At 65.6% G+C, this 14744-nt stretch carries 14 protein-coding genes; all 14 read right to left on the reverse strand.

Annotated elements, in window-relative coordinates; translation table 11 throughout:
* Nucleotides 1–99 precede the first annotated feature (99 nt).
* Entirely contained in the window at nucleotides 100–684 is a 585-nt protein-coding gene (gene gmk / locus EWU68_RS03490) for a guanylate kinase (protein WP_238692281.1), read from the reverse strand.
* Between the two features lie 4 nt (nucleotides 685–688).
* Nucleotides 689–1003, reverse strand: coding sequence for an integration host factor, actinobacterial type (mihF, locus tag EWU68_RS03495; protein ID WP_129314426.1), 315 nt, complete (start codon nucleotides 1001–1003; stop codon nucleotides 689–691).
* A 322-nt stretch (nucleotides 1004–1325) separates the two neighbouring features.
* On the reverse strand, nucleotides 1326–2198 hold the full coding sequence (gene pyrF, locus EWU68_RS03500) for an orotidine-5'-phosphate decarboxylase (protein WP_129314427.1): 873 nt from the start codon (nucleotides 2196–2198) through the stop codon (nucleotides 1326–1328).
* Nucleotides 2198–5515: a carbamoyl-phosphate synthase large subunit gene (gene carB, locus EWU68_RS03505; protein WP_129314428.1), complete on the reverse strand. Its 3318-nt coding sequence runs from the start codon at nucleotides 5513–5515 to the stop codon at nucleotides 2198–2200. The genes pyrF and carB overlap by 1 nt, the downstream gene beginning before the upstream one ends.
* A gap of 4 nt (nucleotides 5516–5519) precedes the next feature.
* Complete coding sequence (carA, locus tag EWU68_RS03510) at nucleotides 5520–6707, reverse strand: glutamine-hydrolyzing carbamoyl-phosphate synthase small subunit (RefSeq protein WP_129314429.1); 1188 nt, start codon at nucleotides 6705–6707, stop codon at nucleotides 5520–5522.
* Nucleotides 6708–6711: 4 nt separating this feature from the next.
* On the reverse strand, nucleotides 6712–7302 hold the full coding sequence (locus tag EWU68_RS03515; protein WP_193554025.1) for a PH-like domain-containing protein: 591 nt from the start codon (nucleotides 7300–7302) through the stop codon (nucleotides 6712–6714).
* A 6-nt stretch (nucleotides 7303–7308) separates the two neighbouring features.
* Nucleotides 7309–8631, reverse strand: coding sequence for a dihydroorotase (locus EWU68_RS03520; protein ID WP_129314430.1), 1323 nt, complete (start codon nucleotides 8629–8631; stop codon nucleotides 7309–7311).
* Nucleotides 8628–9623 (reverse strand): aspartate carbamoyltransferase catalytic subunit, encoded by a 996-nt coding sequence (locus EWU68_RS03525; protein ID WP_129314431.1) that lies wholly within the window; start codon nucleotides 9621–9623, stop codon nucleotides 8628–8630. The genes EWU68_RS03520 and EWU68_RS03525 overlap by 4 nt, the downstream gene beginning before the upstream one ends.
* A complete protein-coding gene (pyrR, locus tag EWU68_RS03530; protein ID WP_129314432.1) occupies nucleotides 9620–10324 on the reverse strand; it encodes a bifunctional pyr operon transcriptional regulator/uracil phosphoribosyltransferase PyrR in 705 nt (234 codons plus the stop codon). Before pyrR ends, EWU68_RS03525 begins: the two co-directional genes overlap by 4 nt.
* 375 nt (nucleotides 10325–10699) lie before the next feature.
* Complete coding sequence (nusB, locus tag EWU68_RS03535) at nucleotides 10700–11113, reverse strand: transcription antitermination factor NusB (protein ID WP_129314433.1); 414 nt, start codon at nucleotides 11111–11113, stop codon at nucleotides 10700–10702.
* The gene (efp, locus tag EWU68_RS03540) at nucleotides 11110–11673 is read right to left on the reverse strand and encodes an elongation factor P (RefSeq protein WP_129314434.1); all 564 of its coding nucleotides are present in this window, start codon (nucleotides 11671–11673) and stop codon (nucleotides 11110–11112) included. The genes nusB and efp overlap by 4 nt, the downstream gene beginning before the upstream one ends.
* Nucleotides 11674–11762: 89 nt before the next feature.
* Nucleotides 11763–12863: a 3-dehydroquinate synthase gene (aroB, locus tag EWU68_RS13135; protein WP_178979863.1), complete on the reverse strand. Its 1101-nt coding sequence runs from the start codon at nucleotides 12861–12863 to the stop codon at nucleotides 11763–11765.
* Nucleotides 12864–12932: 69 nt separating this feature from the next.
* Nucleotides 12933–13496, reverse strand: a complete 564-nt coding sequence (locus EWU68_RS13140) for a shikimate kinase (protein ID WP_202976677.1) — start codon at nucleotides 13494–13496, stop codon at nucleotides 12933–12935.
* Nucleotides 13493–14713 carry a chorismate synthase gene (aroC, locus tag EWU68_RS03550; protein WP_129314435.1) on the reverse strand — a complete coding sequence of 407 codons (1221 nt, stop codon included), beginning with the start codon at nucleotides 14711–14713 and terminating at the stop codon, nucleotides 13493–13495. Before aroC ends, EWU68_RS13140 begins: the two co-directional genes overlap by 4 nt.
* Nucleotides 14714–14744: the final 31 nt, after the last annotated feature.

Raw genomic sequence — 14744 nt, forward strand, 5'->3', positions numbered from 1 at the left:
CGAAAGCACGCTCCCGAGGAGGTCAATCGCCTTTTGTCCGACATCTCACCGTTCCTCGAGGGCCGCCCGATGCCTGCGACGCCGCCCCGACGCTCCCCCTCACACCTCGGTGGGTTGCTGGACAATCCCCATGATGTCCACGAGTTCGCTTGCCGCCTGTTCGACGGTTTCGTTGATGACCGTCTGATCGAATTCCGGTTCTGCCCCCAGCTCTTCCTTCGCGGTGTCCAGGCGAACACGTTGCTCGGTGTCGGTTTCGGTGCCGCGAGTCTGCAGACGGCGCACCAGTTCTTCCCAGCTCGGCGGTGCCAGGAAAACCATCTGGGCCTCCGGCATGGCGTTCCGAACCTGACGTGCCCCCTGGATGTCGATCTCCAACAGGACGTGCCGGCCGGCAGCCAGGGCATCCTCGACCATCGTCTTCATGGTCCCGTACCGGTGATTGTTGTGAACCTTGGCCCACTCGAGCATCTGGCGGTTTTCCACCATGGAGTCGAACTCTTCGTCCGAGACGAAGTAGTAGTGGACGCCGTCCTGTTCACCCGGTCGAGGATCCCTGGTTGTTGCGGATACTGAGAGCCACACCTCGGGGTAGTGATCCCGGATGTATGCAGAGACCGTCCCCTTCCCCACGGCCGTCGGCCCGGCGAGTACGGTCAAATGCGGGGACTGGGTCTCTGTCACTGGATTACCCTTCGAGATGTTCGATGAGATTTCTGCGTTGGTGGGCTCCCAAGCCACGAAGACGCCTGCTGGGAGCGATCCTGAGTTCCCTCATGATCGCCGCTGCCCGGATCTCCCCGATGCTCGGGATGGACTTCAACATATCCTCGACACGGATGCGTTGCAAAGCCTCGTCCGCATCCGCTCGATCAAGAAACTCACTCACGGTGATCTTTCGATTTTTAAGGGCCAATTTGGCATCGGCACGTGCCTGGCGAGACTGCTTGGCCTTTTCGCGGGCCGCGGCGCGTTCTTCGTCGGTCAGAGGGCGCAGAGCCATAGTTACTTCCTCTCCTAGTTCTACGAGGCAATAATCGAGGTCCCCCACTCAATCCTCGTGGATACAGCCCTTAAATTACCTCAGAGTAGCCTTCGAGACCAGTCAATCCATGGTCGAGGACAGAATGTTCCAGAATTCCGGACGTCACATTGTGGGAGATAGTCCGAGGCGCCGTTGGGCCTTCGTGCGTGACGGGGCTGTCCCCCGGTTGCACGGCGACCAAAGGCGATCATTTCTGCAAAAGATATGGCAGACCCCGGGAACACATCAATGTGTATTGATAAGTTCCCGGAGTCTTGTACCGACCGGTAATCGGTGATTCTCAGCTCGAACTTCCGGCTTCCTGGCCCAGGGCCTGGATCAGCTCTTCGTTGCACCGTCGCGCGGCGGAGGACAAAGCGTCCGGATCCGGGCCGTGGCGCAGTACGCCACGTGAATTCGCGACCACGACCCTGTCGCCCGCACCGTTGAATACCCGTGCGAGGTCGTCGGCCGTGGCCCCCTGTGCTCCGTACCCGGGAGCCAGGATCAGGCCGTTGAAGTTCGCGAGGGAAATTCCCAGGGCATCCAGGGCCGGCCCGACGGTTGCACCGACGACCAGGCCGCAGGGGCCCGCATGGGTCCACTCATGTAGCCCGTTCTCCGCGGCCGCCTGGTCGACGACCGACTTCGCCACGGAGTCCTGTCCGCCCCGGTGCTGCACGTCGGCACCTTCCGGATTGGAGGTCAGCGCGAGGACGAAGGTCCCCCGACCGTGCTCCGCGGCGGCGTCCAGCGCGGGCGACAATGAACCGAACCCGAGATACGGGCTCAGGGTGACCGCGTCCCCCGCCAGGCCGGATCGCTCGGACAACCAGGCGTCAGCGTATGCGGCCATCGTCGACCCGATGTCCCCACGCTTGGCGTCGCACACGACCTGTGTCCCCGAGTCCTTGCCCCGGGCAATCACTTGCTCCAGGACACCAAGTCCAGCGGCGCCGTGCCGTTCGAACAAGGCGACCTGAGGTTTGACCGATGCGACCTCTCCCCCGATCGCGTCCATGACCGTCAGGGCGAAGGTTTCGAGCCCTCCGACGTCGTCCGCCAGCCCCCAGGCGTCCAGGAGCCCCGGGTGCGGATCGATCCCGACGCACAGGGGACCCTTCTCCCGCATGGCCAGGTACAGGCGGTCTCCGGCAGGAGATGCCGTGCCCATCACTGCTGGGCCTCACGTTCGGCCGCGGCAGCCGCGGACAACGTCGCCTCGTGATCCTGCAGGCTCATCACGTCCCAGGAGTGACGGCGCTGTGCATCGATGGACTGGATCGTGGCGCCGAACTCGGAGATCGTGGTCATGAGCGGGCACCCGATGCTGGTCGCGGCCGCGCGGATCTCGTACCCGTCTCCGCGTGCCTCGCCGGCGCCGGACGGGGTGTTGAAGATCAGCGCGATCTCACCGTCGGTGATCATGTCGACGATGCTCCGCTCGCCCTCCTTCGCGTCACGAAGTTTGGGGACCACGGTGCACTGGATGCCGTTCCGCCTCATGACCTGCGCGGTTCCGCCGGTCGTGATGATTTCGAAGCCGAGCTCCTGAAGCATCTTGACGTACACGATGGCCGCGCGCTTGTCCCTGTCCGCGACGGTCACGAACACGCGACCTTCCGTGGGGAGCACGTTGCCGACCGATGCCTGTGCCTTCGCGAAGGCGGTGTCGAAGAACGCGTGCAGGCCCATGACCTCGCCGGTCGACCGCATCTCCGGGCCCAGGAGCGAGTCCACGGCCGCCCCCGAATGGGTCCGGAATCGGTTGAAGGGCAGAACGGCTTCCTTGACCGCGATCGCTGTCTCCTCGGGCAGCCTCGCGCCGTCCATGTGAGTCGGCAGGTGGCCGGAGGCCTTGAGGGACTCGATGGTCTCCCCCGTACCGATCAGGGCCGCCGCCTTGGCCAGCTGGACGCCGGTCGCCTTGGAGACGAACGGGACCGTCCGGGAGGCACGAGGGTTCGCTTCGATCACGTACAGAACGTTCGAGGCGACCGCGAACTGGATGTTGATGAGCCCCCGCACCCCGACGCCCTGCGCGATGCCCAGGGTCGCTTCACGGACACGTTCGAGCACGGAGGGACTGAGCGTCACGGGCGGCAAGGTGCAGGCCGAGTCGCCGGAGTGGATGCCGGCCTCCTCGATGTGCTCCATGATGCCGCCCATGTACAGCTCGTTCCCGTCGAACAGGGCGTCGACGTCGATCTCGATGGCGTCCTCGAGGAACTTGTCGATCAGCGCGGGCTGAGAGGGAGACACCTCGGTGGCGTTGGACAGATAACGGGCCAGGTTCTCTTCGTCGTAGACGATTTCCATGCCCCGACCGCCGAGGACGTACGACGGCCGGACCAGAACCGGGTAACCGATCTCGTCCGCGATCACCTTGGCGTCGGTGAAGGTCGAGGCCGTTCCGTTCTTCGGGGTCATGAGTCCCGCGTCCGCGAGGACCTGGGAGAACTCGCCGCGGTCCTCCGCCAGGTCGATGGCCTCCGGCGAAGTACCCAGAATCGGGACGCCGGCCTCCTTGAGCTCGCGCGCAAGTTTGAGCGGCGTCTGCCCGCCCAGTTGCACAAAGACGCCCAGCAATCCGCCGGTGCGGCGCTCCGAGTCGATGACCTCGAGGACGTCCTCCAGGGTCAGAGGCTCGAAGTACAGGCGGGTCGAGACGTCGTAGTCGGTCGAGACGGTCTCGGGGTTGCAGTTGACCATGACCGTCTCGTAGCCGGCGTCGCGCAGAACCATCGAGGCGTGCACGCACGAATAGTCGAACTCGATGCCCTGGCCGATCCTGTTCGGGCCGGACCCGAGAATCATGATCGACTTGCCCTCGTGCGGGGCCACCTCGTCCTCCTGGTCGTAGGAGGAGTAATGGTACGGGGTGAAGGCCTCGAACTCCGCGGCGCAGGTGTCCACCGTCTTGAACACGGGACGGACCCCGAGGGCGTGGCGGACGCCGCGGACCACGTCTTCGCGACTGTGGGTCAGCTCGGCAATCTGCTCATCCGAGAAACCGTGGCGCTTCGCGAGCTCCAGGGTCTCCTTGGTCAGGTTCGTGTCATTGCGGACCTCGTCCGCGACCTCGTTGATCAACTGGAGCTGATCCAGGAACCACGGGTCGATACCGGTGGCATCGTACATCTCGTCGATCGTGGCGCCGGCGGCCAGCGCGCGGCGCACCTGGTGCAGGCGCTCCGTGGTCGGCGTCTTGGTCGCCTCGACCAGCTCCCGCAGGGCCGAAGGCTCGAGGCGGTCGTGCGCGAAGGAGAACGTGCTGTTCTTCTGTTCCAGGGACCGCAAGGCCTTCTGGAGCGCTTCGGTGAAGTTCCTGCCGAGCGCCATGGCTTCGCCCACCGATTTCATGGTGGTGGTCAGCGTCGGGTCGGCCGCCGGGAACTTCTCGAACGCGAACCGCGGAACCTTGACGACCACGTAGTCGAGCGTCGGCTCGAAGGACGCCGGGGTCTTCCGCGTGATGTCGTTCGGGATCTCGTCCAGGGTGTAGCCGAGCGAGAGTTTGGTGGCGATCTTGGCGATCGGGAAACCCGTCGCCTTGGAGGCCAGCGCCGAGGACCGGGACACGCGAGGATTCATCTCGATCACGACCACGCGTCCGGTCTTCGGGTCCACGGCGAACTGGATGTTGCAGCCGCCCGTGTCCACGCCGACCTCGCGGATCACGGCGATCGCGACGTCGCGCATCTTCTGGTACTCGCGATCCGTCAGCGTGAGCGCGGGCGCAACCGTGATCGAATCGCCCGTGTGGACGCCCACCGGGTCGAAGTTCTCGATCGAACAGACGACCACCACGTTGTCGTTCTTGTCCCGCATCATCTCGAGTTCGTATTCCTTCCACCCGAGGATCGACTCCTCGAGCAGGACCTCGGAGGTCGGGCTGTACTGGATCCCGGCGCCGGCGATGCGGTGCAGGTCTTCCTCGTTGTAGGCCATTCCGGATCCCAGGCCACCCATCGTGAACGAGGGCCGGACGACCATGGGGTAGCCCAGCTTCTCCGCGGCGGCCAGGGCCTCGTCCATCGAGTGGACGATTTCCGACCGTGCCGATTCGGCACCACAGCGTTCGACGACGCCCTTGAACGCCTCGCGGTCCTCACCGAGATTGATGGCCGCGATGTTGGCGCCGATGAGCTCGACGTTGTACTTGGCGAGGGTTCCGCGGTCGTCCAGGGCGATCGCGGCGTTCAGCGCCGTCTGACCGCCCAGGGTCGGCAGCACGGCGTCGGGCCGCTCACGATCGATGATGCGTTCGATGGTGTCCGGCGTGATCGGCTCGATGTAGGTCGCATCCGCGAACTCGGGGTCGGTCATGATGGTTGCCGGATTCGAGTTCACCAGAATGACCCGGATGCCCTCTTCCTTGAGCACCCGCAGCGCCTGCGTCCCGGAGTAGTCGAATTCCGCGGCCTGGCCGATGACGATCGGGCCCGAACCGATGACCAGGACGCTCTTGAGATCTTGACGACGAGGCATAGAGTTACTTTCCTGCTTTCTGGCGTGCGGCCGAATCGGTTGAGGTCATGAGTTCGATGAAACGGTCGAACAGGTAGGCGGCGTCGTGCGGTCCGGCCGCGGCCTCCGGGTGGTACTGGACGGAGAACGCGGGGATGTCGAGGCAGCGAAGGCCTTCGACGACGTCGTCGTTCAACCCGACGTGCGAGACCTCGACCCGGCCGAATTCCGACTCGGGAGCGGTCACCGGTCCGTCCAACGGCGCGTCCACCGCGAATCCGTGATTCTGCGCGGTGATCTCGACCCGCCCCGTCGACCGGTCGAGCACCGGCTGGTTGATACCCCGGTGCCCGAAGGGCAGTTTGTAGGTGCCGAAGCCCAGGGCCCGGCCCAGCAACTGGTTGCCGAAGCAGATCCCGAAGAACGGGATTCCCGCGCGCAGGATGCCGCGCAGAACCTCGACCTGATCCGTGGCCGTCTCGGGGTCCCCCGGCCCGTTCGAGAAGAACGCCCCGTCCGGACCGAGCTGCTTGATCTGCTCGAGCGTGGTGTTCGCGGGGACCACGTGCACGCGGATGCCTCGCTCGGCGAAACGTCGGGGCGTCATCGACTTGATGCCGAGGTCGACGGCGACCAACGTCCCGAGGACCTCGCCGTCCCACCCGTGGTCCGCCGGCTCAATGGTCAGGGTGTTCTCCGCCGTGACCTGGTCCGCCAGGCGCTGTCCCTGCATCGGGGAGGACTGACGGACCCGTTCCAGCAGGTCGGACTCCGGGGCCTCGGCCGCCTCACCTGTGAAGATGCCCGACCTCATCGCTCCGGCGCTGCGCAGGTGACGAGTCAGCGCCCGGGTGTCGATGCCCTGGATCCCGACAATGTTCTGCTCGGCAAGTTCTTCGTCCAAGGACTTCTCGGAACGCCAGTTCGAGGGCAGGCGGGCGGCATCGCGCACCACATAACCGCTGACCCAGATGCGGCGCGACTCGGCGTCGTCGGCGTTGACGCCCGTATTGCCGATGTGCGGTGCGGTCTGGACGACGATCTGGCCCGCGTAGGAGGGGTCCGTGAGGGTTTCCTGGTATCCGGTCATGCCGGTCGAGAAAACGGCCTCACCCAGCGATTCGCCGACGGCCCCGTAGGACCGGCCGCGGAACACCGTGCCGTCCTCCAGGACCAGCAGCGCCCGTTCGGATGTTCTGTATGCGTTGGTCATGAATTCACTTCCTCTGTTCTTCGGCGGACGCGTCCGACGAATCGTGCTGGCCCGCTGGGGCCTGAGTGTCTGTGGCGGCGGGGAGCTCGTCTCCGGCCTGAGGCGCGATCTCGCGCAGCTTCTCGATCAGGGCGGGGGTGTCCGAACCGGTTCGCGTTCGGAGCCCGGTGTCGACCAGTCGACCGCCCAGTCGCCAGGAGACGACCGCAAGTCCGCCCTTCTCCACGAACTTCCCGGCCATCCCGGATTCGCGTCGGATCACCTCGATGCCTTCGTCGGGAATCCAGAGGTCCTGAGCGCCGTCCCTGGTCACGATCAAGCCGGTCGGATAAACCATGGCCTGTCCGTTGGCCTTCATGCCCAGGCCGTGGACCGCGATCCGGTCGAGCCAGTCCCCCGCCGTGGTGGTGCACACGTACTGGACGTCGCACGCAAAATCGGCAGTCTCTCCGTCCAGCTCGCGCGGAACCTCGGGGATGTCCGGTATGTCCGATTGGCGTCGGGCGCGTGACCTCCACCCCACGACGATCAGCACGAGAACGAGACCCGCGAGGACCAGCGACGAAATGAGGGTCAGCAGATGATTGGTGGACATGAGTTCCTAGTCTGCCTGGGCGACGAGCGCCCGGGGCGTGTTGATGTGACCGTCGAGCACGGTCGGATGGCCCTTGAAGAACGTGGCCTGGACCGCGCCCGGGATCTCCAGCGAACGGTACGGCGAATTGCGTCCCTTCGACTGGTGCTTCTCGGGTTCGACCACGCGATGGGCCGCCGGGTCCACCAGGACGATGTTTGCGGGTTCCCCCTCGGCCAGAGGTCGGCCCTGGTCATCGATGCGCGCGATCCGTGCGGGTTCCGTGGACATGATGCGGGCGACGTCGCCCCAACCGATCCGGCCCGTCTCGACGAGGGTCTGCTGGACGATGGACAGCGCGGTCTCCAGGCCGGTCATGCCCATCGCGGCGCACGCCCACTCGCATTCTTTGGCTTCCACCGGGTGCGGGGCGTGGTCGGTTCCGACGACGTCGATGGTTCCGTCGGCCACGGCGTCGCGCAGGGCCTCGACGTCCTCCCGGGTCCGCAACGGCGGATTGACCTTGTAGACGGGGTCGTAACTGCGGACGGACTCGTCGGTCAGGAGCAAGTGGTGGGGCGTGACCTCCGCGGTGACATCCACGCCTCGTTGCTTGGCCCAACGGATGATCTCCACGGAGCCCTGGGTCGAGACGTGACAGATGTGCACCCGCGAACCCACATGCTGGGCCAGCAGCACGTCCCTGGCGATGATGGCCTCTTCGGCCACGGCCGGCCACCCTGCCAGTCCCAGATCCGCCGAGACGCTGCCCTCGTTCATCTGGGCGCCGTCGGTCAGCAGCGGTTCCTGGGCGTGCTGGGCGACGACGCCGTCGAAGGTCTTGACGTACTCGAGCGCGCGACGCATGAGCACGGCGTTGTGGACGCACTTGCCGTCGTCGGAGAACATGCGGACTGCGGCGCGGGAGTCGGCCATGGCCCCGATCTCGGAGAGCCTCTCTCCCTCGAGCCCCACGGTCACGGCCCCGATCGGGTGGACGTCGGCCCACCCCGCCTGGCGTCCGAGCTCCCAGACCTGTTCGACGAGTCCGGCCGTGTCCGCGACCGGGTTGGAGTTGGCCATGGCGCACACGGCGGTGTACCCGCCGGCAGCAGCGGCGCGGGTTCCGGTCTCCACGGTCTCGGCGTCCTCGCGTCCGGGTTCCCTCAGATGCGTGTGGACGTCCACCAGGCCGGGCAGGGCAACGAGCCCCTGGGCCTCGACGACGTCCGCGCCGTCCGCCTCGATCCCCTGCCCGATGCGGGCAATGGTTCCGTCCGCCACAAGGATGTCTGCGGTCTCTTCTCCGAGCAGGTTTGCGCCGCGGATGAGATATTTCTGATTGCTCATGATGTCCTTTGGAGTGCCGGGATCCGGTCCTGCTCCTGCGGACCGGTCATCAGGTGGTAGAGAACGGACATGCGGACCGAGACCCCGTTGGTGACCTGGTCCAGAACCAGGGATCGCGGGGAATCCGCGGCGGCGGAGCTGATCTCGAGCCCACGGTTCATCGGGCCCGGGTGCAGGATGGCGGTTTCGGCGCCTCGTGAATCGAGGAGGGCGAGTCGCTCAGGGGTCAGGCCCCAGAGCCGCGCGTACTCCTCCGACGACGGGAAGAACGCCGCGTGCATCCTCTCCCGCTGGATGCGAAGCATCATAATCGCATCCAGCTCCTGGGCCATGGCCTCGTCGAGGCTGTATCGGACCTCCACGGGCCAGTCCTCGATGCCCACGGGCAGCAGCGTCGGGGGCGACACGAGGGTCACGTGGGCTCCGAGCAGGGACAGCAACCACACGTTGGACCTGGCAACCCGGGAATGCAGAACGTCTCCGACCAGGGCGACCCGCATGCCCCGAAGATCGGAGCCTTGGGTCGGCCGCCCGTCGAGGCGGGACCTGTGCTGGCGCAAGGTCATCGCGTCCAGCAGCGCCTGCGTGGGGTGTGCGTGCGTGCCGTCACCCGCGTTGATGACCGGGGACGAGATCCAGCCGCTCGATGCGAGCCGCGCCGGCGCGCCCGAGGCCGGGTGCCGGATCACGATCGCATCGGCGTTGATCGCCTCGAGGGTCTGCGCGGTGTCCTTGAGGGACTCGCCCTTCGATACCGAGGAGCCCTTCGCGGCGAAGTTGATGACGTCGGCGGACAACCGCTTCTCGGCGGTCTCGAACGAGATCCGGGTCCGTGTCGAGTCCTCGAAGAACAGATTGACCACGGTCCGACCGCGCAGGGCGGGAAGCTTCTTGACCTCCCGAGTTCCGACCTCGGCCATCGAATCCGCGGTGTCCAGGACCTGGACGGCTTCCTCGAGGCTCAAGTCCCTGGTGTCCAGGAGATGCTTCATGATTCGACCGTCCCTTCGGCGTCGTTGCCGGTGGTCTCTTGCTTTCCGACGTCGACGGCGTCTGCCCCCGATGCGGCGGGGACCAGAAGAACGCAGTCGCCGAGATCGCGGTCGGCGTCGCCCGCGGCGAGGGCAACGGGCTCATCGGTTTCACGGAGGAATACCTGAACGGATTCGTTCTGGGAGGTGGGGAGGTTCTTTCCGACGTGGTCGGCGCGAATCGGAAGCTGGCGGTGTCCACGATCGGCCAGGACGGCCAAACGGACCACCTCGGGTCGTCCGAAGTCGCCGAGGGCATCGAGGGCGGCCCGAATGGTCCGGCCCGAGTAGAGGACGTCGTCGACGAGCACGACGTTCTTCCCGTCGATTCCGCCCGCGGGAATTCGTGTCGGTTGCGGCGTGCGGGACGTGTTGCGCCGAAGGTCGTCCCGATACATGGTGATGTCGAGCTGCCCGAGACACGATTCGGGGTCGAAATGCGGTTCGGTCGAGGCGATCTTCTGGGCAATGCGCTGTGCCAGAGGATAGCCCCTCCGCGGAATGCCCAACAGGACCAAGTCCTGGGTGCCCTTGTTGGCTTCGACGATCTCATGGGCAATACGGGTCAGAACCCGGTTGACATCCGCAGAATCCAGAATGACGCGCGCGTTCTCGGAAACCCTGTGATGAGGGCTGCCGTGACGGCGTGAGATTTCGGTCATCGCGTTTGCCTCCTTCCCCGCCTCACGGGACGGAATTTAAAGGTCAGCAAGATGTTCTCATCTGCGCCCAAAATTACCACAGGGCGGGTGCGGCCTTCGGCTTCGGGTCGAATTGTGTAGCGGCCGTGACGGCGCAGTCTCCCTCCCCCTCGAAGTGGCGATTTTCCCCCGCGAAGTGGCGATTTTGTGCACTTTTTGGGCCATTTTCCGCTCAAAATTGCCACTTCGGCGGAGAGAACGCCGCGGCGGAGAGAAGACCGCCCGGGCGTACGAAGACGCCGCCGGATCGTCGTCCAGCGGCGTCGTCACGCTCTGATGTGTCCCGGCCCGGAGGCCGCGTCGAGGGCACAACCCCCATCGGTTCGGGCCGAAGACTCAGTCCGTCAGCAAGGTCGGCTTGACCTTCTGCAACCGGCCGAGGACCCCGTTGATGAATCGCGGTGAGTCGTCGGTCGAGTGGGTCCGTGCCATCCCCGTGGCTTCGGAGACGGCGACGGCGTCGGGGATGTCGTCGTTGTACAGCAACTCCCAGGCACCCAGCCGAAGGATCGCACGGTCGACGGCCGGCATGCGGTCCATCGTCCACCCCTTCGAATACGTTTCCACGTACTCGCGGATCTCCTCATCGCGCTCGACGACGCCCCGAACGATGCGCTCGGAGTAGTCCGTAATCAGCGCGGAGGTATGGAGACGGCGCCGGTGCAGGACCTCAAGCGTGTCCTGACCGCGCGACTCCGCCTCGAACAATACTTCCAGGGCGCGAACACGCGCCTTCGTTCTCGAGTTCACTCGTTGACGCGCCCCAGGTAGTCGCCGGAGCGGGTGTCGACCTTGACCTTGGTGCCCTGGTCCACGAACAGGGGAACCTGGATGGTCGCGCCGGTTTCCAGGGTCGCAGGCTTGCTGCCACCGGTCGACCGGTCGCCCTGGAGGCCCGGCTCAGTGTAGGTGATCTCGAGGACCACCGACGGCGGCAACTCGATGTACAGGGGCTCGCCCTCGTGGAGCGCCACGGTCACGGTCTGGTTCTCCAGCATGAAGTTCGCCGAATCCCCGACCACGCTTCCCGGGACGGTGATCTGGTCGTAGGTCTTGTTGTCCATGAAGACGTAGTCGGCACCGTCCTGGTAGAGGTACTGGTACTCCGAACGGTCCACCGTGGTGACATCGACCTTCGAACCGGCGTTGAACGTCTTGTCGACCACCTTGCCGCTGTTCACGTTGCGCAACTTGGTGCGCACGAAGGCACCGCCCTTGCCCGGCTTGACGTGCTGGAACTCGATGACGCCCCAGAGGTTTCCGTCCAGCTTGAGGATGGTCCCGTTCTTGATGTCGTTGGTCGTTGCCACGAACACTCCTTCTGGCATGTTTTCCGACGGCGCGCGTGCACCCTGAAAAATGAATCGCTAATTATTGTAACGCCCTGTCGAGAGGCGGTTCAGGAAGCAATCTCCTGATACGTCGCGAAGAGGATGGACTCGTCCGGGACCTCCATGATCCGCGGCGCCCCGATTCGGTCCAGCACCACGAACCTCAGGAGGTTTCCCCGTGCCTTCTTGTCCCGGTGCATTCCGTCCAACAGCTTCTTCCACTGGTCTCCGCGGTAGGTCGTGGGCAGACCGACCTTCTCCAGGATCGAGCGCGTGCGGTCGACGACGTCGTAGGGAAGGTTCCCCGCCGCGCTGGACAGCTCTGCGGCGAACATCATACCCACGGAAACCGCCGCCCCGTGGCGCCACTGGTACCGCTCGTTCAGCTCGATGGCGTGCCCCAACGTGTGACCGTAGTTGAGGAACTCGCGTCGACCAGATTCCTTGAGGTCCTCGGACACGACCTCCGCCTTGACCCTGATCGACCGCTCGATCAGTTCCCGGATCAGTGCCGATTGGGAATCCTGGACCTTGTCCGGTCGGGCCTCGATCAGATCGAGGATCTCGGGGTCGGCGATGAACCCGCACTTGATGACTTCCGCGAGACCGGTGACGAGCTCGTTGACCGGCAGGGTCCGCAGGGTCCCGATGTCGCACAGGACGGCCGCGGGCGGGTGGAAGGACCCGACCAGGTTCTTGCCCTCCGCGGTATTGATCCCGGTCTTTCCCCCGACGGCGGCGTCGACCATCCCCAGCAGCGTGGTCGGGATGTGCACCACGCGGACGCCACGCAGCCAGGTCGCGGCGACGAATCCGGCGACGTCCGTGACGGCCCCACCGCCCACAGAGATGATGGCGTCCGACCGGGTGAAGTCGTTCTGGCCGAGAACCTGCCAGCAGAAGGCGGCGACCTGAACGTGTTTTCCCTCCTCCGCGTCGGGGATTTCGGCGCTGAAGGACTCGAGGCCCGCGGCCTTCAGGTCGTTCATCACCAATTCGCCGGTGGAACGCAGGGCGCGCGGGTGGATCACGAGCACCCGTTGGACTCTGGGTCCCAGGATCTCGGGCAGGCTGCCGAGCAGGTCGTGGCCCACGTGGACCTCGTAGTTCTCCGACGGCTGCTTGCCCGTCACGGCGATGCGCGTTGCCTCTGTTGGCTCGTCGGCCATGTGTTCCTCCTGGTACGACGCTCGGCGAACGATGGGCCGCGCGTGGGGTTTCCCGCCGGCCCGCATCGTTCAGGCGGAGCGTGTCGAGCGAATGATGTCGTGCAGTTCCTCGGCCATCGTGGAGATTTCTCGATCGCCGCGGGCGTCGAGAATCACGGTGGCCAGCTCTTCGTAGGTCTCGCGGCGTTCGCGGAAGATCTCGTTCCACCGTGCGATGGGGTCCGGTTGGAGCATGGGACGCGTGGTGTTTCCCTCGATCCGGGGTCTGACCGTGTCCACGTCCACCTGGACGTAAACCACCGTATGCTTCCTGAGCAGTTCCTGCACACGCGGGGTCATCGGAGCGCCGCCCCCGACGGAGACCACGGCGTTCTGGTGTTCCGGCGAACGGAGAATGGCCTCGATCGTGTCCGCCTCGATATCCCGGAAGTACTTCTCACCGTACCGGGTGAACAATTCCGCGATCACCCCGTGGCGTTCCACGATCTGCTGGTCCGTGTCCACGAAGCCGTACCCGTGGAACTTGGACAGGTGCAGTGCCAGGAACGACTTCCCCGCCGCCATGGGACCGATCAGGACCACGGGGCCGGCAGGTTCGGAGGAGGGCTGCGGCTCCTGCCCCACCTGGCTCATGCGTCCCAGCCTTCGGTATTCGGCGCGAAATCCAGCTCCTCGGGGATCGAGTCCAGGTACCCCTCGACGTTGCGTCGGGTTTCCTCGATCGAGTCTCCCCCGAATTTCTCGGTGTAGGCGTCCGCGAGGACCAGGGCGACCATCGCTTCCGCAACCACGCCGGCGGCCGGCACCGCGCACACGTCGGAACGCTGGTGGTGCGCGGTGGTTGCCTCGCCGGAGGCCGTGTCCACGGTCTTCAGCGCGCGCGGGACGGTGGCGATCGGTTTCATTCCGGCGCGCACTCGCAGGGCATCACCGATGCTCATGCCGCCCTCGATGCCGCCCGCGCGGTTCGTCGTGCGCCGGACCCGTCCCTGCTCGTCCTGGGTGATCTCGTCGTGCGCCTCCGTGCCGGGACGGGCTGCCGTCAGGAATCCGTCACCGACCTCGACGCCCTTGATCGCCTGGATGCCCATCAGGGCGCCGGCGAGTCTGGAATCCAGGCGACGGTCCCAGTGCACGTAGGATCCGAGCCCCGGGACCAGGCCGTACGCGAGGACCTCGACGACGCCGCCGAGCGTCTCGCCGTTCTTGTGGGCGGCGTCGACCTCCTCGACCATCGAGTCCGAGGTCGGCTTGTCGAAGCAGCGCAGCGGGTCGGCGTCGAGGGATTCGACGTCCCGAGGCAACGGACGTTCGGCGTCTTCGGGGGCCGAGACCGATCCGATGGCGGTGGTATGGCTGACCATCCCGACCCCGAGAGCGGCCAGAATCTGCGCAGCAACCACGCCGAGGGCAACGCGTGTGGCTGTCTCCCTGGCGCTGGCCCTTTCCAGAACGGGCCGGGCTTCGGAGAAACCGTACTTCTGCATCCCGGTGAAGTCTGCGTGGCCGGGGCGGGGGCGAGTCAATGGTGCGTTTCGGGCCCGGCCCTCGATCAGTGACGGGTCCACGGGGTCGGACGACATCACGTCGGTCCACTTGGGCCATTCGGTGTTGGCGATCTCGATCGCGACGGGCCCGCCCTGCGTGAGTCCGTGACGGACTCCGCCGAGGATCCGGACCTTGTCCTCCTCGAATTTCATCCGGGCACCGCGACCGTATCCGAGACGACGGCGGGCCAGTGCGCGACGGATGTGTTCCGAGGTGAGCTCGACGCCGGCGGGAACCCCCTCGATGATTCCGACCAGGGCCTCTCCATGGGACTCTCCGGCGGTCAGCCAACGCAATGTCACGGTTCTACCTCATCTTTCGGTGATCATGTGT

Origin of the sequence: Rothia koreensis, from assembly GCF_004136575.1 — a bacterium.
GTDB lineage: Bacteria > Actinomycetota > Actinomycetes > Actinomycetales > Micrococcaceae > Rothia > Rothia koreensis.

Coding starts and splice junctions, on each gene's coding strand:
- carB (WP_129314428.1), bottom strand. CDS start 5,515: ATGCCTCGTCGTCAAGATCTCAAGAGCGTCCTGGTCATCGGTTCGGGC.
- EWU68_RS03515 (WP_193554025.1), bottom strand. CDS start 7,302: ATGTCCACCAATCATCTGCTGACCCTCATTTCGTCGCTGGTCCTCGCG.
- carA (WP_129314429.1), bottom strand. CDS start 6,707: ATGACCAACGCATACAGAACATCCGAACGGGCGCTGCTGGTCCTGGAG.
- EWU68_RS13140 (WP_202976677.1), bottom strand. CDS start 13,496: ATGAGCCAGGTGGGGCAGGAGCCGCAGCCCTCCTCCGAACCTGCCGGC.
- mihF (WP_129314426.1), bottom strand. CDS start 1,003: ATGGCTCTGCGCCCTCTGACCGACGAAGAACGCGCCGCGGCCCGCGAA.
- aroB (WP_178979863.1), bottom strand. CDS start 12,863: ATGGCCGACGAGCCAACAGAGGCAACGCGCATCGCCGTGACGGGCAAG.
- pyrR (WP_129314432.1), bottom strand. CDS start 10,324: ATGACCGAAATCTCACGCCGTCACGGCAGCCCTCATCACAGGGTTTCC.
- pyrF (WP_129314427.1), bottom strand. CDS start 2,198: ATGGGCACGGCATCTCCTGCCGGAGACCGCCTGTACCTGGCCATGCGG.
- EWU68_RS03520 (WP_129314430.1), bottom strand. CDS start 8,631: ATGAGCAATCAGAAATATCTCATCCGCGGCGCAAACCTGCTCGGAGAA.
- EWU68_RS03525 (WP_129314431.1), bottom strand. CDS start 9,623: ATGAAGCATCTCCTGGACACCAGGGACTTGAGCCTCGAGGAAGCCGTC.